The organism is Paenibacillus sp. BR1-192, assembly GCF_029542445.1.
Taxonomy (GTDB): domain Bacteria; phylum Bacillota; class Bacilli; order Paenibacillales; family Paenibacillaceae; genus Paenibacillus_AQ; species Paenibacillus_AQ lautus_A.
The window spans coordinates 3,059,033-3,077,620 of the sequence record NZ_CP120718.1 but is presented as its reverse complement, the minus strand read 5'-3'; the positions used below and the strand labels follow the sequence as shown (position 1 = coordinate 3,077,620).

The 18,588-nt window shown below is 51.9% G+C and carries 15 protein-coding genes and 1 other annotated feature; of the genes, 2 read left to right on the top strand and 13 right to left on the bottom strand.

What is annotated here, in order from left to right; all coding sequences use genetic code 11:
• Positions 1-4 precede the first annotated feature (4 nt).
• Together P0X86_RS13790 and P0X86_RS13785 are read right to left on the bottom strand one after the other, a co-directional pair.
• Positions 5-706, bottom strand: a complete 702-nt coding sequence (locus P0X86_RS13790; RefSeq protein WP_277748701.1) for a Crp/Fnr family transcriptional regulator — start codon at positions 704-706, stop codon at positions 5-7.
• 51 nt (positions 707-757) lie between these two features.
• On the bottom strand, positions 758-1,183 hold the full coding sequence (locus P0X86_RS13785) for a DMT family transporter (protein ID WP_096775465.1): 426 nt from the start codon (positions 1,181-1,183) through the stop codon (positions 758-760).
• Positions 1,184-1,536: 353 nt separating this feature from the next.
• Between P0X86_RS13785 and P0X86_RS13780 the strand changes: the two genes are divergently transcribed.
• Complete coding sequence (locus tag P0X86_RS13780) at positions 1,537-2,400, top strand: pentapeptide repeat-containing protein (protein WP_213578085.1); 864 nt, start codon at positions 1,537-1,539, stop codon at positions 2,398-2,400.
• Positions 2,401-2,537: 137 nt separating this feature from the next.
• Here the strand turns inward: P0X86_RS13780 and P0X86_RS13775 are convergent, their stop codons facing one another.
• The 4 genes from P0X86_RS13775 to P0X86_RS13760 all read right to left on the bottom strand — a co-directional run bounded on the left by P0X86_RS13775 (position 2,538) and on the right by P0X86_RS13760 (position 5,922).
• Positions 2,538-3,701, bottom strand: a complete 1,164-nt coding sequence (locus tag P0X86_RS13775; protein WP_277748700.1) for a glutamate--tRNA ligase family protein — start codon at positions 3,699-3,701, stop codon at positions 2,538-2,540.
• A gap of 75 nt (positions 3,702-3,776) precedes the next feature.
• Positions 3,777-4,035, bottom strand: a binding site (T-box leader).
• 89 nt (positions 4,036-4,124) lie between these two features.
• Positions 4,125-4,607 carry a translation initiation factor IF-3 gene (gene infC / locus P0X86_RS13770; protein ID WP_036663531.1) on the bottom strand — a complete coding sequence of 161 codons (483 nt, stop codon included), beginning with the start codon at positions 4,605-4,607 and terminating at the stop codon, positions 4,125-4,127.
• 65 nt (positions 4,608-4,672) lie between these two features.
• Positions 4,673-5,386, bottom strand: a complete 714-nt coding sequence (locus P0X86_RS13765; RefSeq protein ID WP_347177554.1) for a metallophosphoesterase family protein — start codon at positions 5,384-5,386, stop codon at positions 4,673-4,675.
• Positions 5,387-5,481: 95 nt separating this feature from the next.
• On the bottom strand, positions 5,482-5,922 hold the full coding sequence (locus tag P0X86_RS13760; protein WP_192572238.1) for a GNAT family N-acetyltransferase: 441 nt from the start codon (positions 5,920-5,922) through the stop codon (positions 5,482-5,484).
• A 280-nt stretch (positions 5,923-6,202) separates the two neighbouring features.
• Here P0X86_RS13760 and P0X86_RS13755 point away from each other — a divergent pair, with 280 nt between their 5' ends.
• On the top strand, positions 6,203-8,149 hold the full coding sequence (locus P0X86_RS13755) for an elongation factor G (protein WP_277748699.1): 1,947 nt from the start codon (positions 6,203-6,205) through the stop codon (positions 8,147-8,149).
• 254 nt (positions 8,150-8,403) lie between these two features.
• Here P0X86_RS13755 and P0X86_RS13750 read toward each other — a convergent pair whose 3' ends face one another.
• The 7 genes from P0X86_RS13750 to P0X86_RS13720 form a co-directional block, all read right to left on the bottom strand.
• Entirely contained in the window at positions 8,404-9,738 is a 1,335-nt protein-coding gene (locus P0X86_RS13750) for a family 43 glycosylhydrolase (protein WP_277748698.1), read from the bottom strand.
• Positions 9,739-10,025: 287 nt separating this feature from the next.
• Entirely contained in the window at positions 10,026-10,901 is an 876-nt protein-coding gene (locus tag P0X86_RS13745) for an NAD-dependent epimerase/dehydratase family protein (RefSeq protein ID WP_277748697.1), read from the bottom strand.
• A 24-nt stretch (positions 10,902-10,925) separates the two neighbouring features.
• Positions 10,926-12,140, bottom strand: coding sequence for an enolase C-terminal domain-like protein (locus P0X86_RS13740; protein ID WP_277748696.1), 1,215 nt, complete (start codon positions 12,138-12,140; stop codon positions 10,926-10,928).
• 38 nt (positions 12,141-12,178) lie between these two features.
• Complete coding sequence (locus P0X86_RS13735) at positions 12,179-14,938, bottom strand: alpha-mannosidase (RefSeq protein WP_277748695.1); 2,760 nt, start codon at positions 14,936-14,938, stop codon at positions 12,179-12,181.
• A 72-nt stretch (positions 14,939-15,010) separates the two neighbouring features.
• On the bottom strand, positions 15,011-15,829 hold the full coding sequence (locus P0X86_RS13730; RefSeq protein ID WP_176502492.1) for a carbohydrate ABC transporter permease: 819 nt from the start codon (positions 15,827-15,829) through the stop codon (positions 15,011-15,013).
• Positions 15,830-15,840: 11 nt separating this feature from the next.
• The gene (locus P0X86_RS13725) at positions 15,841-16,734 is read right to left on the bottom strand and encodes a carbohydrate ABC transporter permease (RefSeq protein WP_096775454.1); all 894 of its coding nucleotides are present in this window, start codon (positions 16,732-16,734) and stop codon (positions 15,841-15,843) included.
• Positions 16,735-16,811: 77 nt separating this feature from the next.
• Positions 16,812-18,191, bottom strand: a complete 1,380-nt coding sequence (locus P0X86_RS13720; protein ID WP_277748694.1) for an ABC transporter substrate-binding protein — start codon at positions 18,189-18,191, stop codon at positions 16,812-16,814.
• Positions 18,192-18,588 lie beyond the last annotated feature (397 nt).

The following is an 18,588-nucleotide window of genomic DNA, read 5'->3' as shown; positions in this document are numbered from 1 at the left end:
ATCGTCATTCTTCGTAGATATTGCCGCCGGCTACACTCATCAACGCTTCCCGATCTTTGATCAGAATGGAACCTTTGCGACGCACGATCAGTCCTTCATGACTGAATTTCTGAATCACCCGGTTTAAATGCCGATAACTGGTTCCGAGCAGATTCGCGACATCCGTCAGATGGTATGCCGCCGGGTCGCTCATGACAAACGTGCCCGACGCTTCCTCCGAAACGGACAGTAAATAACTGGCCAGTCGCACCTCCACCGGGTGCAGTAAATTAAAACTCAAGAAATTGGATTTGATATAAAATTTCCGCGTGATGATCCGCAGCAAAAATAGAAGCAGCGGCGGATGCTCCTGCCCGTATTTGCGAAGCCAACGATAATGCACGCCGATCATGTAGACGGGCAACACGGCCTGTACCGTATTGATCATCGGATTTCCCTGAACGTATTCGATGTCTCCGATCACCTCGAGCGGCGTTTTGAATGAAAGGACCAGCGCCTTGCCTTCCGCGGATGTCGTGAAGATTTTAATTTTCCCTTCAACCAGGACGTACAACATCTCGGCAGGCTCGCCTTGCGTACAGATGATGTCGCCGTGATCGAAATGATATAACACCAAATAAGGCTTTAGCCCATCGGGAAATATGGAATTGATTTGGTTGCTTAACAAATAATCCTGCATGAGCTCGGCATCATGAATTTCCTTCACGTCCCTGTCTCCTTTCCCCATCACCAGTCTAAAGGCCCCTTATTGTCCGCATCATAATTTGATAATCACGACTCCGGCAATCATCATCCCGATCCCGATGAATTGAGGCAAACTCATTCTCTTCTTCGCCACGCCGAACCATCCGTTGCTGTCAATCAGGAACGTCAAGAATAACTGGGCGATTAATAACGCGGATATCGTTAATGTAACACCGATGTTCTGAATCGCCGTCACCTCGCTGAATATGATGGGCGCGCCCAACGCTCCGCCGATCAGATACAGCGGCTTCACTTGCCCGAAGCCTTGCCTGCTGCCGTCCCGGACGAACAGCAGAATGACCAATGCCATCAAAAACCCGGTCAGCTGCGTGATCGCGGCGGCTTGCCAGGTGCCCATATCCTGGCTGATCCGGGCATTGGCTACACCTTGCAGCGTAATGCAGGCACCGCCAATGAATGCAAATAAAATTCCTCTCACGATACAAACTCCTTCATCTATAGATCTGTATACTATTAAAAGTGATCTCACCGGACGCAGGAAAGGACATATGTCCTGAAATGAACGGGATTCCACATCTAGCCTGTCCGAAGACACGAATTTCATTATATACTATCTGTTGGCTTTTCATCGATCATGCAAAAAAAAGCTGCCTAAATTTCCTTGGCAGCCTAAACGATGGTTACGCAGATATCGGGCTCTCACGCATTCTTAAGGTATAAAACAGTTATAACCAACATTGCATCTATGACTCTATCCTTAATTTGTTTTAAAATATAACTATGATTAGTCATTTATTGACGTTTCTATGACCGGAAGGAGCACCTCTACGCATGCTAGACAGACAAGAACACATCCCTGATGAACAGGGCCGAATTCAATTGCAATCGGATTGCGAACGCTGCTTTGGATTATGCTGCGTCGCTTTGCCTTTCGCTTCCTCCACCGATTTTGCCATCGACAAAGACGGCGGGACCCCTTGCCGCCATCTGCAATCCGACTTCCGATGCGGCGTGCACAACAGCCTGCGGCAGCGCGGCATGCGGGGATGCACCGTTTATGAATGCTTCGGCGCGGGGCAAATGGTTTCACAGGTTACCTATAACGGACGCGACTGGCGGCAGGCCCCGGAGACGGCAAAAGAAATGTTCGACGTATTTCCGATTATGCGACAGCTTCAAGAGCTGTTATGGTATCTGAACGAAGCGCTGAGTTTGCAGCCGGCGCATGCCATACATTCTGATCTTAAATCGTCGCTGGAAGCGACGAGGAAGTTGACCCAGCTTCCTGCCGCATCCCTGCTACGGCTGGATGTGGCAGCTCATCGCGCTGAAGTGAACCAGCTGCTTCTTCGAACCAGTGAGCTTGTGCGGAACGATGCGCGACAGAAGCATAAAGGGCCGCCCGTGCGTCAGAAGATCGGGGGCCGTGGTGCCGATCTCATGGGAGCAAAGCTTAAAGGAGCTGACCTAAGATACGCCAATCTGAGAGGAGCTTACCTCATTGCGGCGGACCTCAGAGGAGCCGATCTGCGGGCCGCGGATTTGATCGGGGCCGATTTCCGGGATGCCGACCTAAGGGGAGCTAATTTAACGAACAGCATCTTCCTGACTCAATTCCAGGTTAACGCGGCGAAGGGAGACGCAAGCACCCGGCTACCTTCTTCCTTAGCCCGGCCGGCACATTGGACGTCTTAACGTCCCATGAATAGCAGCATACACAGGATCATTGACCAAGACCTTCGCAATGGAATCTCCGGCAGCCACTCGCTGCCGGCTTCTTTGCGCTGTCTGAATGTCCGTACCCGACGATCGGGGCCCCCTGATCGTATCCTTTAATTCTTGCCCGTCTTCTTCCATGAATCCTTCAACGAAACAATCCGGTTAAACACCAGATCTTGCTCTGTTGCATGCTTGGAATCCAAGCAGAAATAGCCGTGTCTGATAAATTGGTACGTTTGGTTCATGGCCGGTTCCTTCATGGAGGGCTCCAGTATGGCGTCTTTGATCCGAATCAACGACTCCGGATTCAGGAGATCCGCCCAAATATTATCCGATTCCAACAGCTCGGCCGATTCCTTCAATAATGTATCGTACAAGTGAAGCTCCGCCGGAATCCCATGCTTCGCAGAGACCCAGTGCAGCGTGGATTTCACCTTGCGCCCTTTGAATCCGCTGACGCTCTTCGTCAGTGGATCATACGTGCAGTGAATTTCCATGATGTCCCCCGTTGCCGGGTCTTTCACGACATGCTCGGCCAGCACCCATTCGTACAGCGGTCGATGCTCTTTAAATTCGGCAGAGCACAGCGAATGCGTGATTCCTTCAATCCAATCCTGGATCGGATGGGCAAAATCATACATCGAGTACACGCACCACGTGGTTCCCGTACGATAATGCTCGGCATGAATAATCCGGTATAAGACAGGATCTCTCAGATTCATGTTGGGCGAAGACATATCGATTTTGGCCCGGAGCACTTTCGCGGACGTTCGGAATGCCCCTGCCAGCATTTGTTCGAATAACGATACATTCTCCTCGATGCTGCGCTCTCGAAACGGGCTGTTCATGCCGGCTTCGGTCAGCGTCCCCCGGTATTCCGTCATTTGTACCGGCGTGAGATCACAGACATATGCCTTCCCCTTTTTGATGAGTTTCCTTGCTGCCTCAGCGATTTGATGCGCATAATCCGATCCGAAATAAACGCCCGGCTTCAGTCCGAGCCACTCGATATCCTCCCGGATCGCATCCACGTATTTCATGTCTTCCTTCAGCGGATTCGTATCGTCGAACCGAAGATTGAATGTCCCGTTAAACCGGCTGGCGATGGCATGGTTAATGTGGATTGCATAGGCGCTGCCGATGTGCAGATAACCGTTGGGCTCTGGCGGGAACCGCGTAGCCACCGTCCTGTGATATACGTTGTTCTCCACATCGTCCTTGATCATCCTGGTCAAAAAATCCGCCGTTTCCGCTCCATTGTTGTAGTCGTTGCTCATACCTGAATCCTCCCTATGTTTGATTACTGCCGCAATGCCGTATAAAACAAAAAATCCCGTCTCCAAGACATAAGTCTTGGGGACGAGATTCGTTTCGCGGTGCCACCCCGGTTTGCCGATATCTCTCGATACCAGCCTTATCGGGTACGGCCATCACGCGATCGCTTATACCCTAGCTCTGTAACAGGAGCTCCTGTCGCACCATCCCTTATCCATAAGTTCCGATGCGCCGCTCGGAGGCTTGGTTCAATGAAGGGCTTCCCGCTCCTTTTCAGCATACCGGAGCTCTCTGCAGGGATTCCTGTTCATCTACTCTTCTCTTCATGGCGTTTATAATTTGATCCATAATATCACCAGAAACTCAAAAAGTAAACCGCTGTACGCCACCAATAATGAAACGCCCTTGAAAGACGTTCCGCAAGATTATACCGGCAGCAGCTTCACCGCGGCCTGTTTGCCGCTAACCTGTATGCCCGTTTCCTTCTTACCCACCCCGGCCAGATCTTGAACGAGTCGTTCAAGCAGCTTACGGGCCGCTTCGCCTTCCTTGCCCTGGATGCGTATGACCGGCTGGACGGCTTTGCCCGCTGCCAGCAGCTTATGCATCTGCGAGAGCTTGGTGTCGTAATCATGCTCTTCGATATGTACGGACAGGCGGAATTCCTTGACCTTGATCGGACCGCCCGAAACCTGCTGCTTCGCTTTAACCGCCTCCTGCTTCGCTTGGCCGCGGCTTACGAGCTTGCATGGCGGCGGGCTGCTGAACAACGAGGTGCACACCAAATCGGCTTTGTGACGCTTAGCCAGGGCAAGCGCCTCTTCCCTGGAGACGACGCCCAACTCCTCGCCGTTCAAGCCGGTAAGCTCGACTTCGCGCGCTTTTATCTTTTCGTTCATCATCAACATGGACTGATCCTCCTATTATGTCTGTTAAACCATGGCTTTAATGATAGAATAACATACTCTACCTATCACTCCGCAGGCACGGACCGGACAAAATACGTTCGGTATTCCAGTTGTTCCGTGATTTCCAGGCAGTTCAACTGCTTACCGTATACGCATGCCCCATCGATGCCGATTTTGTCCCCATCGCCACAGAACCAAATATGCTCCGAGTCATGCAAGTTGACGGCCGGGGTATGCCCGAATACCACGGTTTTGTCGATGCCGGTGGGATAATTGAAGAATGGTTCCCGTATCCAGATGAAATCATGTGGAGGCTGCTGCTTCCAGTCTTCCACGCCCGGATTGATTCCGGCATGCACGAATATGTGGGTGTCTGTTTCATAGTACAGGGGCAATGTATCGAGAAATGATAAATGATGCTCATAATGCCGTTTTATGTAGGCCTTGCCTTCATTGTATCTGGAGCGATCCAGATCGCCATCAAAAAAATCGGCGCCGCAATAACTTTCAATCGTATTTCGCGCACCATTGCGAATCCAGCGTGAATTCGCTTCGTCCGTATCCAGCAGAATGGCATCCAGCATCATTTGATCATGATTCCCGCGAAGGGTGATGACGCCGGAATCCCGCATTCCCATCACCTGCTCAATCACTTCTTTGCTTTTAGATCCGCGATCCACATAATCCCCAAGCAGGACCAGCTTATCCTGTGCGGGATGATACCGCACTTCGGACAATAACCGATTGAATTCATCATAGCAGCCATGAATGTCGCTTATCGCTAAGGTTCGAATCGCAGTCCCCTCCCATCCTCTTTGATAGTGCCACCATAAGTTATGGCAGAACGCACGGTTTCACATTATGAACGTCTATATTATACAAAACTATATTTAGCCATCACATCTCCCCAGGGAGCATAACCGGCTTCCGTAAACCCGATTTGGGTATAGAGCCTTTTTGCATGCTCGTTCCCGGGTTTGTAACACAGCATAACATCGTCCGTACGATTCGGCGAATGGCGAATCTCATCAAGAACCAGGCGAATCGCAGGCTTGGCATAATGCATTCCCTGAAATTTGCCGTCGATCATAAATCGGTATATCCAATAGTTGTCATCGTGCGGGTGCAGTCCGTACATAACAAATCCGATCATTTCTTCATCATGGAAAATGGCTCTCGTTTCGAAACCCTCCATAAATTGAGCTTCCGCTATGGAATATAGATTAGGGGCAATCCATTTCTCCTGTTCAGGTTTGGGTTTAAGGCGGATGCAATCCTCCCAATTATCTTTATCTATGACATGAAGTGATATCAAATGCAAGACTCCTTCAACATGGTTTATGCCTCTATCCTAATTCAACTCGGGCGATATTTCACGGTAATAAATATGTAAACCCAAACAGGACGCAGCACGTTGTCAGGTACCGTGCAAGATAATGAATGATTATAAGCATTTATTCCATATTCCGTTCCCTTCTCAATGGATAAACTAGAATTAACTTTATTCTACATGGAGGCGATATCTATGCGGCAATGTCACAACGACATCCAACCGAAAGGACTACAAATGATGAAACGAATGAGGGTTACGATATATGAAGAACATATTGAACATTGGAGTTTTGGCCCATGTTGACGCCGGTAAAACTACGCTGACGGAGCAAATTCTATTTAAGGCCGGGATTATTGAACAAGCAGGCTCGGTGGACCATGGCAATACGACCACGGATTCATTGGACATTGAGCGGAGACGGGGCATTACGATCAAATCCGCCGCGGTATCGTTCATGCTGGGCGATCTGAAAGTCAATCTCATCGACACGCCCGGCCATGCCGACTTCATCTCGGAGGTTGAGCATTCGCTTAGCGTACTGGATGGCGTCATTCTGGTCATTTCCGCCGTTGAAGGCGTACAGTCCCAAACCCGGGTGCTCATGCAGACATTGAAGGAACAAAAGATACCCACCCTATTATTCATGAACAAAATCGATCGAATGGGCGCCGACTACCGGAAGGTTTATGCGATGATACGCCATCTGCTTGACGAACATATTTGCGAAATGAGTTCGGTCATCAAGGAAGGCGGCGCAGCCGTTCAGGCGGACGCGGCCGATCCCCACCACGCAGGCTGGGTAGAAACCCTGGCATTGTCCAATGACGATCTGCTGAACGATTATGCCCTGGATATTCCGATATCACACCAACGGCTGCAGGAGGAATTGCGGAGGCAAACGCGCCAAGGCAAAGCTTATCCCCTATTTGCAGGTTCAGCAGCCAAAGGTCTCGGCATAGAACCGCTGCTTCAAGCGCTCGGCGATTTTTTCCCGGTAAACCCATCGTCGATGCTTCAGCATGAACCGTTATCCGGCTTGGTATTCAAAGTGATCAGACGACCGAATGGGGAGCGGAATGTATACCTCCGCCTGTACGCTGGCAGCATCCAGTATCGTGATGAAATTCCGGTGATCCATCAGAACGGACAAACCTCGACGCTCAAGGTGAAGCAGCTTCATGCTCTGCACCAGGGGAAATCCATTCCGGTCCATGGAATCGGCGCAGGCGACATCGCCATTCTTATCGACGGCGAACTCAAGGTGGGCGACGTCATCGGCAGCGTTTCCGGGAGGATGAAGACAGTTCATTTTCAAAAGCCGCCGATTCAAGTCCAGGTTTCGGCCGTTCATTCCGCGGAGAAACATCAGCTGCATGCCGCCTTAAGCGATCTCACCGAAGAGGATCCGTTTCTGCAATATAGCCAGGACACGAAAACAAGCGAGAATGTCATCCATGTATTCGGCAAAGTCCAGCAAGAAATTCTGCTGGAAACGATTCTGCAGCAGTACGGCATCGAAGCCGTATTTTCCGCTCCGCGGGTGATTTGCATCGAGAAGCCTTATGGCACGGGAGAAGCTGTTGAATATATAGGCGAGTGTCCTTTTTATGCAACGGTGGGCATCAGGGTCGAACCTGGCGAGTTCGGTACCGGAATTCAGTACAGGCTGGAAGTGGAGCTGGGCTCCCTTCCCTTAGCTTTTCAGAAAGCAATTAAAGACACGGTATTCGAGGTGCTTCAGGAAGGTTTGTACGGATGGGCCGTGACCGATACGATCGTAACGCTGACGCATACCGGTTACGCAAGCCCGGTTTCGACGGCAAAGGACTTTCGAAGCTTGACTCCTCTAGTCCTCATGGCTGCGCTCGACCAAGCAGGGACGGAAGTATACGAGCCCATGAACGTGATCCAATTCATTCTGCCGGAAAACAGCTTAAGCAAAGTACTATCCAAATTAGCCGCGCTGGACGGCACTTATCAGGAACCCGCGTTCCATAACGGTACCGTCCACGTTCACGGCACCATTCCGGTGCGGACTACCGACTTGCTGAAAGCCGAGGTTCATTCCCTTACGAGCGGCGAAGGCATGCTAACCGTTAAACCAGGCGGTTATACGAAGGTGCAAGCTCCCTTCCAAGTCAATACACGTCGGCAAGTCAACCCGCTGAACCGTGGCGAATATATGCTTCACTTAAACAAGATCATGTAAGAGCACTGGAGGACATGCGGCTTCATGGAATTGCAAGTTGGAATGTCGCTCTGCATGTTTCACGTTCGGGGGCATGCATTCAGGATGTAAAAGATAGCGGTGTCGAGATAGAATCTCGCCCGCTTTTTTTATTCTTCCCGCACAATAAAAGCCTGCGCATGTCCGCCATAAGCGATTGCATGCACAGGCCAACCCTTATCCATCCCTGTACCTTCCCACTTGTTCTATGGTATCCATAATGAATAATCGCGTAATCAATCTTTCAGATGCTTGACGATTAACGCCTCAATCGCTATCTCGCCATGTCCCCCGCTCCACTCGACCGTATTCCCGTTGCCGGCATTCAGCACAACCATAATGCCCGTGTATCCCGTTCTTTCGTGGATACCTCCCGTGCCCAATGCGTTTACGAACGAATAATCAGTACCGTTTACGCTCAATCTCAGTTTAGCCAAGCGTTCCGCCGTACCGTAGACGATTCCGACTTCAGCCCTGCCTCCAGTCGATCCGCCTTTGATATCGCCAAATCGGCAGCAGGCCGTATCGGATCTGAGATGGGTTGCAACGGTAACGCCGTCCGCGGCTTGTTTAAGCTCCGCACCGCCGACCACTTGGCATAAAGCTGCCTCATACACCTCCAGCTTCGGAGAGCACGTAGGCCCTCCCTGAGCGGGCTTAACCCCATCGAGCGTTTGGCGCACGGTCTGGATCGTGCCATCCTCATTAAAGTGCAGCTCATCAATACATACGCTCCGGAGAGTGCCCTCACCTGATATCGCTTGATTGTGATAGAACAAATACCAGCTTCCTTTGAACTCGACCACGGATCCATGCGTCGTTGAACAGCCCGTCGGCTCCAGGAATATGCCTTGATATGTCCAAGGTCCGAGCGGATGGTCACTGGTGGCATAACGCATTCGATTATTTCCTTCCAGATTGTCCGCGTAAGTCAGATAATACTGGCCCTCTCTTTTGAATACCCAGGCAGCTTCGTGAAAATCCTCCAGCCCTTCCATGACTTGAACGTCCCCATGAATCGTCATCATGTCATCGTTCAGCTCGACCCCGGCGCAAACGCCGCCCCCGCCGTAGTACATATACGCACGGTTGTCATCGTCAACCCATACGGCCGGGTCGATCATCGCAAAACCTCCCAGGCCTTGGATGTATCCTTGGTCGATAAACCCGCTGGCAGGTTTGTCGCTCGTGGCGACTCCGATCTTCCAGGTATCGTTCCAATCCGATCCGCTCGGGTGAGGATAATAGAAGTAATAGGTTCCATTTCGATAAGCACAGTCCGGCGCCCACATAAATCCGCCTTCCGGCCGGCCCCAGCTCACTTCATCGGAGTTTAAGATTTCACCTTGGTCCTGCCAATGCACCATGTCCTCCGAGGAGAATACGTGATAGCGGTCCATCAGGTCGCAGCCTCGGGGCGGATCCACGTCATGCGAGGCGTATACGTAGATTTTGCCGTCATTCCACACATGGGCCGAGGGATCTGCCGTGTAGATGCTGGTAATAACGGGATTCATCGAAGTAGTTTTTTGCTGTATCGTTGCATAGGGATGCATGTTCATCTTATTCATAGGTTAGGACCCTCCTCGGATTCTATTGATGAAGCCTTATAAGCTCATGCTGATGGCAGCTAAGTCTGGGCACAAGAAATTACATGGGGTATGGCAGCAGATTATACAAGCGTTACAGGAGCACTGACGCCTCTTCCGAGGTCAGCGTTTCTTCCGGTAGAAAATAACCGTCCGTCCCCTGCAGCATCCGTACATGCACCAAGATACTGCAGGTCTGCTACAATAACGGACCAGACGACACGATTCCAATAGTTTCAATAATCAATGGATCGGGTTTGGGTTATTCCTTATTGCATGTCTTGCTGTCCTAGAATTTCCCTCCATGAATGCACCGGCTTCCAGTTCAGCCGCTCTCGTGCGCGCCGATTGGATACGAAAGCGGTCAATTCCTGAATAGAGGTCCCTGGCAATGGTACCTGCGGATAATATCGCCGTGCCAGCTCTTCCAGACCAACATCGCTGAGAATATCGCTGGCCGTCACATCCAGTCGGCAGGCCTCCTGCGATTCGTTAGGGCTTGTTTCTAGCGCTAGACGGCAGGCGGTGGCTGCATCTCTCGCATCGACGTAGCTCCATAAAATACGATGGTGCCTGGCGGTGTCGGAGAAAGCAGCGATCTCGCGGCTATACTCTTCCGGCGTCAGAACTAATGAAAACCTCATCGCGAAGACTTGCATGTTCACCCGTCTGGCAAACATGTCGCCGATATGCTCGTTGGTCTGTTTGGATAGTCCATAGCTCTCCTGCGGCAGCAGGGGGTGGTCTTCGTCCACGGGAAGATAGTGAGGCGCAAACGGATGCTTTGCCCAGCAAAAGCCGTAAGCCGACTCGCTGGATCCGAATACGACACGCTGGATACCCAGCTTCGATGCGGCCTCCATAACGTTATAGGTGGACATGACATTGTTAGCGAATATCCGCTCAGGCGAATAACTGACCGGATTCGGTATAGCCGCCAAATGAATCACGGCATCCGCCTCGGCTAATAATCCATATACCTCTCCAAGTTGATTCAAATCCCCTTGCACATAGCGGGCATACCGGTTCCTTCCGCTGGACGGGCGGGTATCCGTCCCAATGACCTTGTAACCCGCCCGGTTCAACTCTTCCACCACGTAATGTCCGAGTTTGCCTTCCGAGCCTGTGACGATGATTCTGTTCATGATGATGCCTCCTTGTCATTAGCCTTACGGCCGAAGTAGCGTTCCGTCCGGCTTGCGGTCCAGCTTGTATGGGTGGTGATAGGATGTCAGGCGCTTCGGATCGCGCAGCAAGGCGGCCGCTTTAGCCTCATCGATATCGATCCCGAGCCCCGGTTTGTCGTTAAGCTGCAGATGCCCGCCTTCCAGCACGGCATGGCCGGGAAAGGCTTCCTGCTCCTCTGCGCGGAAATGGTTGCTCTCCTGCACGCCGAAACTCATGATGGCCATGTCCAAATGGGCGGCGGCCGCTTGATTCACCGGATCGTTCTCCCCGCCTTCCTGCCATGCGGTACGGACGCCGAATGCTTCGCAGACGGCGGCGATTTTGCGGCATGGCGTAATCCCTCCGGCCTTGGAGACACGCATCCTTACGAAGTCAATCAAGCGCTCTTTGACCAATGGCAGCCATTCCCGAGGATGCACGAACAGCTCGCCCACGGCTTGCGGGGTCGTGCTGTTCAGCCTCACGCTGCGATACCAGTCCGTATGCTCCGCCGGAAGCAGATCCTCCAAGAAGAACAAGCGGTATGGATCAAGCTCCTTGGATAGGGCAACCGCTCCCGAGGGCGTCAAATGCTCGTGCACGTCATGCGTGAAAGACAGATTCATGCCGAATCGAACGCGAAGCTTTTCAAACATATCCGGAATGGCTGTAATGTAACTGGCTTCATCAAATCGATTCGCAGGCGGAAAAATCGTTGACGGCAGCCGAGAGGATACAAAACCGCCGCCGCCGTATCCGCCAAGCTGGCAGCGGATGACGCCATAGCCTTGCTCTTGATAAGCCATCACCTCTTCTTCCAGCTGCTCATAGGTGGAACCGTTGGCATGCGCATAACAAGGCACGGCAGAACGGACGGCGCCGCCGAGCAGCTGATACACCGGAAGCCCCGCCTCCTTGCCCTTAATGTCCCATAATGCCATATCTATGCCGCCCATCGCCGTATGAAGCGTCGAACCGTTGCGCCAATATCCGCTGGTATACATCGTTTGCCAGATGTCCTCGATCTGGCTCGCGTCCCGGCCGATCAGAAGCGGCTTCAGCAATTCTTCGATGACGCTGACAATCGCTCCGGGCTGGTATATATCGCTGGCAGAGCCGATCCCGTACAGGCCGTCCTGGTCCGTCAGCACTTTGACAATGACCCAGCTTCCGTCATGCCGGGTACGAATACACTGAATGCCTGAAATGTTAGCCATGTCCTTCCCCTCCTTCTATTCAAAGAGATCTGCGTGGATCATCGAGCCGGCGTTTGCATGCCAAGGGTCTGAATTGTTGCCGGGCCGACCTTCAACGCATAACGTTCATCCTCGTCCGGACTCAAGGTTTCCCCCATTTCTTCAATAATCGTGCTTTCATAAACTTGATCAACCTGAAACGAAGGTTTCACCTTCATCATTGCAGCTTCCGAAGACACATTGAAAACCCGGAACATCAGATCATGCTTCTCTTCGCCCTGTTTCAGCGCACTGAAAGCAAGACCTTCGCCCTCCCATTGCAAAAACTCCTGAGAAGCTGGCAGCGTTCCTCCATGCACGCCGGTCTGCTGCACCGTCCATGGAACCGGGAATTGATACGCCTGCACATAAGCACGGGAACGGATAACGTCCAGATCATGCGCGATCAGTTCCATCTCCAGGGTGTGCTGCCCCAGGCACTGCGCTTCAGGAGTCGCGAATACGCCCCAATCCCCCAGCTCCCGAACTCCGCGAAGCAAGGTAACCGCAAGTGTATTCCCTTCGGCAAGCACTTCATACTCGTTCAGGCCTTTATTTACTATCGTAAGTCCCTCACGGCCATTGCTAATGCTAACAAAGGCATTCTGATGCTGGGCATTGCTCGGATTGCTCCATTCCGCCTCCGGTTGAATCGGACGCTGCGCCAGCTCATAGATGGAGTCAACCGTAACATGGTCCGCCTCAAGGCCGGTTCTGAACAGCATTCGGATGCGATGATCCCGCACCGTATTATCGATGTAACTCTTGATGCCGACCCTACGGCTGTCCTTCTCAAGGGTCAGCTCGGTTACAATCCGAACCTCCGCCATCTCGCTCACCCGCCGGGATTGACGGTACCGGAACGGCACCATGGACCGAATCTCTTCATCCAGCAGGTCATCCGCACGGGTCGGAAGCTTCCAGGCGTGCTCGACTCGGTATACCGCTCTCAGCCTTGTATGATGCACAAGCTTAATGTCCGCAGGGAGCCCTTGAGTAGTCAGTGCTACTTCATCATCCGGCTGCCTGTACATGTATTCATTCCCGATATCGCCGGTATCCTCGTAAAGACCCAAGCCATCATATAAGCGGCCGTTTACTTTATCCAATAACGCAAACGATCCGTCTCTGGCAATCTCGACGCGAAGGAACCGGTTTTCCATGACATGATCGCCTGCAACCAACTCGGAGGATACGGATGCTTCCCACGCCTTCACACCTAGGACTTCCTTAGGGACCAAGGCGAACGTGCGGTAGCCGATCCCTGGAATGACTTGAACGTAAAGCTCCACTTCCACTTGATATGCCCAGTAGGGCTGACGGAACCGGTCATCCGGGAGATCATAACCAAAGACTGGCCCGATCGGCGTAATCACGGCTTCCACCTGATGGCCATCACTGTCGGTTACAACCCATTCTTTCGGATTAAATGCCTCCCATTGTTGTTTGAACTCCTGATACTTCAAATGCGGCGGCTGGCGGTCAAAATACCTCCGCTCCACTTCCACTGTCGCCCTAACGATTCCTGATCGGCCGTGCCCCGAGCTGTTGAACACGACGAATGGGCGGGCGGCTTCCGGATCGAAGCCGGAGGTATTTACCGATTTCGCTACCCAGGCGGCACTCTTCGTCGCAACCGATTCGGCAACCTGCTGCGATTTGGCAAACCGCGTCAACATCTCCCGGTGCACTTCGTCGATGCTGCAGCCGCAGATGCTGTCATGCGGATGATTCTGAAGCAGCGTCTTCCAGGCATACAGCAGCTCATGCCGCGGATACGCCGCACCGGCCAGCGATGCCATAACCCCCAGCGGTTCGGCCACTTTCTCCAGCAACGTTTGGGTTTTCGCATTTTGCTGCTTGATATATACACGGCTGGACGCCGTATTCACCAGCGTCATCCAACCGTCGGTCCATTGGCTTCGAAGCTCGCCGCGGATGACGTCCAGCGACTCCGGGCTTGCACTGCGCAAAGCCGCGACATATTCCGGAAAGCTGGAGTGGCGGAACGTCACGTCGGGCACTATGCTGCCGGCCGTTTGCAAAGCCACCGTCAGATCCTTCTGCAGCGGCTGATGGTCGCAGCCGTTCAAGAATAGCAGCTCCGGGCTTGAAGCGAATTCTTCGGCTTCGGCAAGCTTCCGAGACCAGTATGCTTTTGCCTCATCAGGCTCCACTGGAATCTCCATCCCGTTGTTGTACCAATTGGCGAACAGGATCGCCAGCACCCTGGAACCGTCGGGCGATTCCCATAACATCTCCGAGTATTTGGAGGTATGCCCGTGTCCGCTGCCTGACTGTATTTCGTTATTAAATCCAACGGGCTTCACGCCGCGCCCATACACGGCTGCTTCGATGCCCGCCTGACGGATCAGCTGCGGCGCCTGCCCCATGTTGCCGAAGGAATCCGGGAAATAACCGATCTTCGGGTAACCGCCCATTTTCCTTGATGCGTTGATGCCGATCAACAGGTTGCGCGCGTTGGCTTCGCTGCTGACCAGGAATTCATCCTGAAGGATGTACCAAGGGCCCACGATCAGCTTGCCCTGTTCGACCAACGATCGGACCTGGTCCGCCCTGTGCGGCATGATTTCCAAGTAATCCTCCAGCACGATATATTGGCCATCCAGGTGAAAGCTTGTGAATGCCGGGTCCTTTTCAAACGTCTCGATGACATCCTCCATCAGCCGAACCAGTCTCAGCCGGTGCTTCTCATATGGCAGATACCACTCTCTATCCCAATGCGAATGCGCGATAACGTGCGCTGTTTTTGTAGTCATCCAGTTCATCCCAATCTTGTAAGGTTTAGTTCAGGGTTGATTCGTTATCGATGATAACGAGTTCAAGCGGTATTACATTTTGACCGAGCCGACCGTCATCCCCTTGACGTACATCTTCTGCATGAACGGGAACGCGACCAGAATCGGAATGACCGTAATCAACGCGCCTGCCATCAATTCATTCCATTTCTTGAAGGAGGAAGAATCCAGGTACATCAGTCCCATAGGCAAGGTGAACATATCCCGGCTGTCCACGATGATCATCGGCCACAGGATATTGTTCCAGCTGCCGATGAAGTTCAGGATGGCAATCGTTCCGATCGCAGGCAGTGCAAGCGGCAGGTAGATCCTGTAATAGATTTTGAAATTGTCGCAGCCGTCCAGCACGGCACTCTCGTAGAGCTCATGCGAAATCGTGCGGAAATAGCTGGTGAACAAGAAAATGGCGAACGGCGCGGCGCCGTTGATCATGGGCAGGATCATGCCGACGTACGTATTTTGCAGCCCCAGATTTGTCATGTTGATATATAGCGGGATCAGCGTAGTTACCCCCGGAACGAGCAAAAGTGCGATAAACATGTAGTAGATGAATTTTTTGCCTCTATAAATAAACTTCGCAAATGAAAATGCCATCATGGTGTAGATAAGGATGACGCCGACAATGACGACTGCACTCACGATCACGCTGTTGACAAAAAATTGATAGAAATTCAGCTTGTTCCATACCTCTCCGAACGTGGACCAAGCCGGTGCGGCCTGTGGAAACGGGCTTTGCGGATTGGCTAGCGCATCCTGCGATGTTTTCAGCGATGTGCCGATCATCCATACAAAAGGATACAGGCAGGTCAATCCGTACAGGACGAGAACGACGTGTTTAATAAGTTTGACCATGTGATCCTCCTTTAGATGTCCGCCTGGAATGAACGGATGCTGAAAATGGCGATAACGCCGGTAATCAGAAAAGATACCCATCCAATCGCGCTGGCCAGACCGTAGTCATTGTTCAGGAAGGCTGTTCGATATACCAGGGTGCCGATAACCTCCGAGCTGCCCGCCGGTCCGCCGCCCGTCATGATGAACACATTCTCGAAGGCCTGGAAGGCACCGTTCACCATCTGGATGACGGCGATGAGCGTGATGGGCTTCAGCAGCGGCCACGTGATTTTCATGATCATCGTGGATTTTTTGGCGCCGTCTACGCTTGCGGCTTCGTAAAGAGTGGGATCGATGGACGTCAGGCCCGCGTAATACAGAATGAGCGTTCCCGGCAGGCCGCCCCATATGGATGTTAGAATAATGCCAAGCAAGGAGGTCGATGAACTTCCGAGCATCCCCCCGGGCACCGCCAGGAAATCCAGCCCCAGCCACAGGAAGAGCGAGTTAAAAGCTCCGGTTGGCTCAAACAATCCTTTCCATACATAGAAAATCGCCACGCCGGATGCTATCATCGGCAGGAAGTAGATTGTGCGGTACCAGGACGCCGCCTTTGTGTTCTGCAGCACAAAGGCCAGTACAAGCGCGATCGGTACGACGACCACGACCTGGGAAACGGCAATCACCAGATTATGGAGTACCGCGTTATAGAAATTTCGGGTTACGATCGGATCATCGCCAAGCAGGAACTGACGGAAATTCGCGAGCCCTTCGAACCGCGCCGTTGAAAAATCAATTCCTGACCAGTTATAAAAACTGAGCATGATCGAGAATCCGACCGAGTATATGCCGATGGCAAGAAACAGAAGTACGCCGGGCAGTAAAAAAAGATAAGGCACCCACTTATTTCGACTCTTTATCATGATCCATCACCTTTGGCTTCTCAATTTAGCGATCGGCTGAACCCGGGGCGGGTCCGGCCGATCGCTCGGTATGCGGCTTAGTTGCCGCTGGCTTTCAGACTTTCCATCGTGTCGTCGAATGTTTTGGCCACTTCTTCGGCCGTCATTTTCTTCTCGATCATGGATTGCATCGATTGGGCGTACACTTCCCACTCTTTATGCTTGCCGCGATACGTATTGATCGCTGGGGACGCTTGGCTGTACGGGCCAGGCTCCGCTGCGAACGCTTCCGATATCGACTTCAGGTTCGGGTCCAGGTCCTGCGCACGGTCACCCAGGTTCAGTGCCGGTACGGTATACGCCGCATTAGCAAACGCAACGGCCGCATCCGGATCGGCGGTCAAGAATTTAATGAAGTCGAGCGCTTGATCCTTGTTCTTGGAATCCTTGTTCACGGACAGCATCGTCAAAGTAAACGGATCCGTCGTCCAGCTCGTAATCTTCGATCCTTCCAGCGGCGGCACCGGGAACGTAATGATATCCTCCGGATTCATTCCCATGGCCAGCAGCGTCGACATCGTGAAGGAACCACCCAGATCAAAAGCAGCTTTGCCTGCCGCAAATGCCTGATCGGCACCATCGATATCCGTCGAAAGAATGCCCGGCATTAACAGATCTTTATTGGCTAACGTTTCCATCGCTTTCACCACCGGCAGATTCGCCGGATCGCTCAATTTGGACTTCCGTTCGAGCAGGTCGATGTAACCTTGCGGTTCATTCAGCATGATGGACAAAGCCGATCCGGCCCAGTTCTCCCACAAATCAGGAAGCTTGGCTCCAAACACCAATCCGGGCGTTCCCGTCTTCTCTTTGATCGTCTCCATCATCGTGACGAATTCCTCCCAGGTTTTTGGTGCTTCCGCGGTCAGACCCGCTTCTTCGATCAGCTTTTTGTTCCCGTAGAAGGTAAAGAATCCGCCGATATCCAAGGGGAGCCCGTAGAACTGGCCGGCCTTCAGCGACTTTTGAATCGTTGTGGCGTTCTTGTCCGCCTGCCAGGAATCAACCTGACTCTGCGTGACGATAATCGGATCCATGGCTGCACTGTAGTAAGTGCTCAAGATATCGTCGCCAACCTCTCCCGAGAGCTCCATCACGGAGTTCTCGATTGAATCGCCGGCAGTTGCCCACCAATTCACGATATCCGGCAGATTCTTGGAGTTAGCGGCAGCCTGAAATTTCTGGCGGTACGTATCGTCCGGCGTGAAGGTCTCCACTTTGACTTTGACGCCCGTTTTCTCCTCATACAGCTTCGCGGCTGCCTCGATTCCCGGCGTATAAGCCACCTTCCAGGTCCACATCGTCAGTTCCTTATTGGCGTCAGATTCAGTTCCGCCTGATTGCCCTCCTCCGCAAGCGCTTACAATTAGTGAAAAAACAGTCAACAGCGTCATCATCATTCCTGCTCTGGTTTTCATTTCCGCAACCACCCTTATCTTCGATTTTGAATGTTCTTCCGTTACGATTCCATTATGACTTGCCATATGGGGATAAAAGCTGCTGCACCTCCTTTTGATCTCAAGGAACATACACTCATCCTGCGGTTCATATGAGATGAATACGTCGTATTGGAAACGCTTCATCCAATAACTTTAATAACAATATAAACAACATATTTTTTGATGTAAATGTTTATTTTTTGATACAACTAAAGATCGATATGAACCCGACATTTTCTTTTAAAATAAGACAACACGGGTTTATCAGCCATAAATAAGGATTGATCACTTTTCGTGTAATCATAATAACTTGATATAAACAAACAACACTTGTATATGTTGTATTTATATAATATATTTAAAACGGATCTATTAG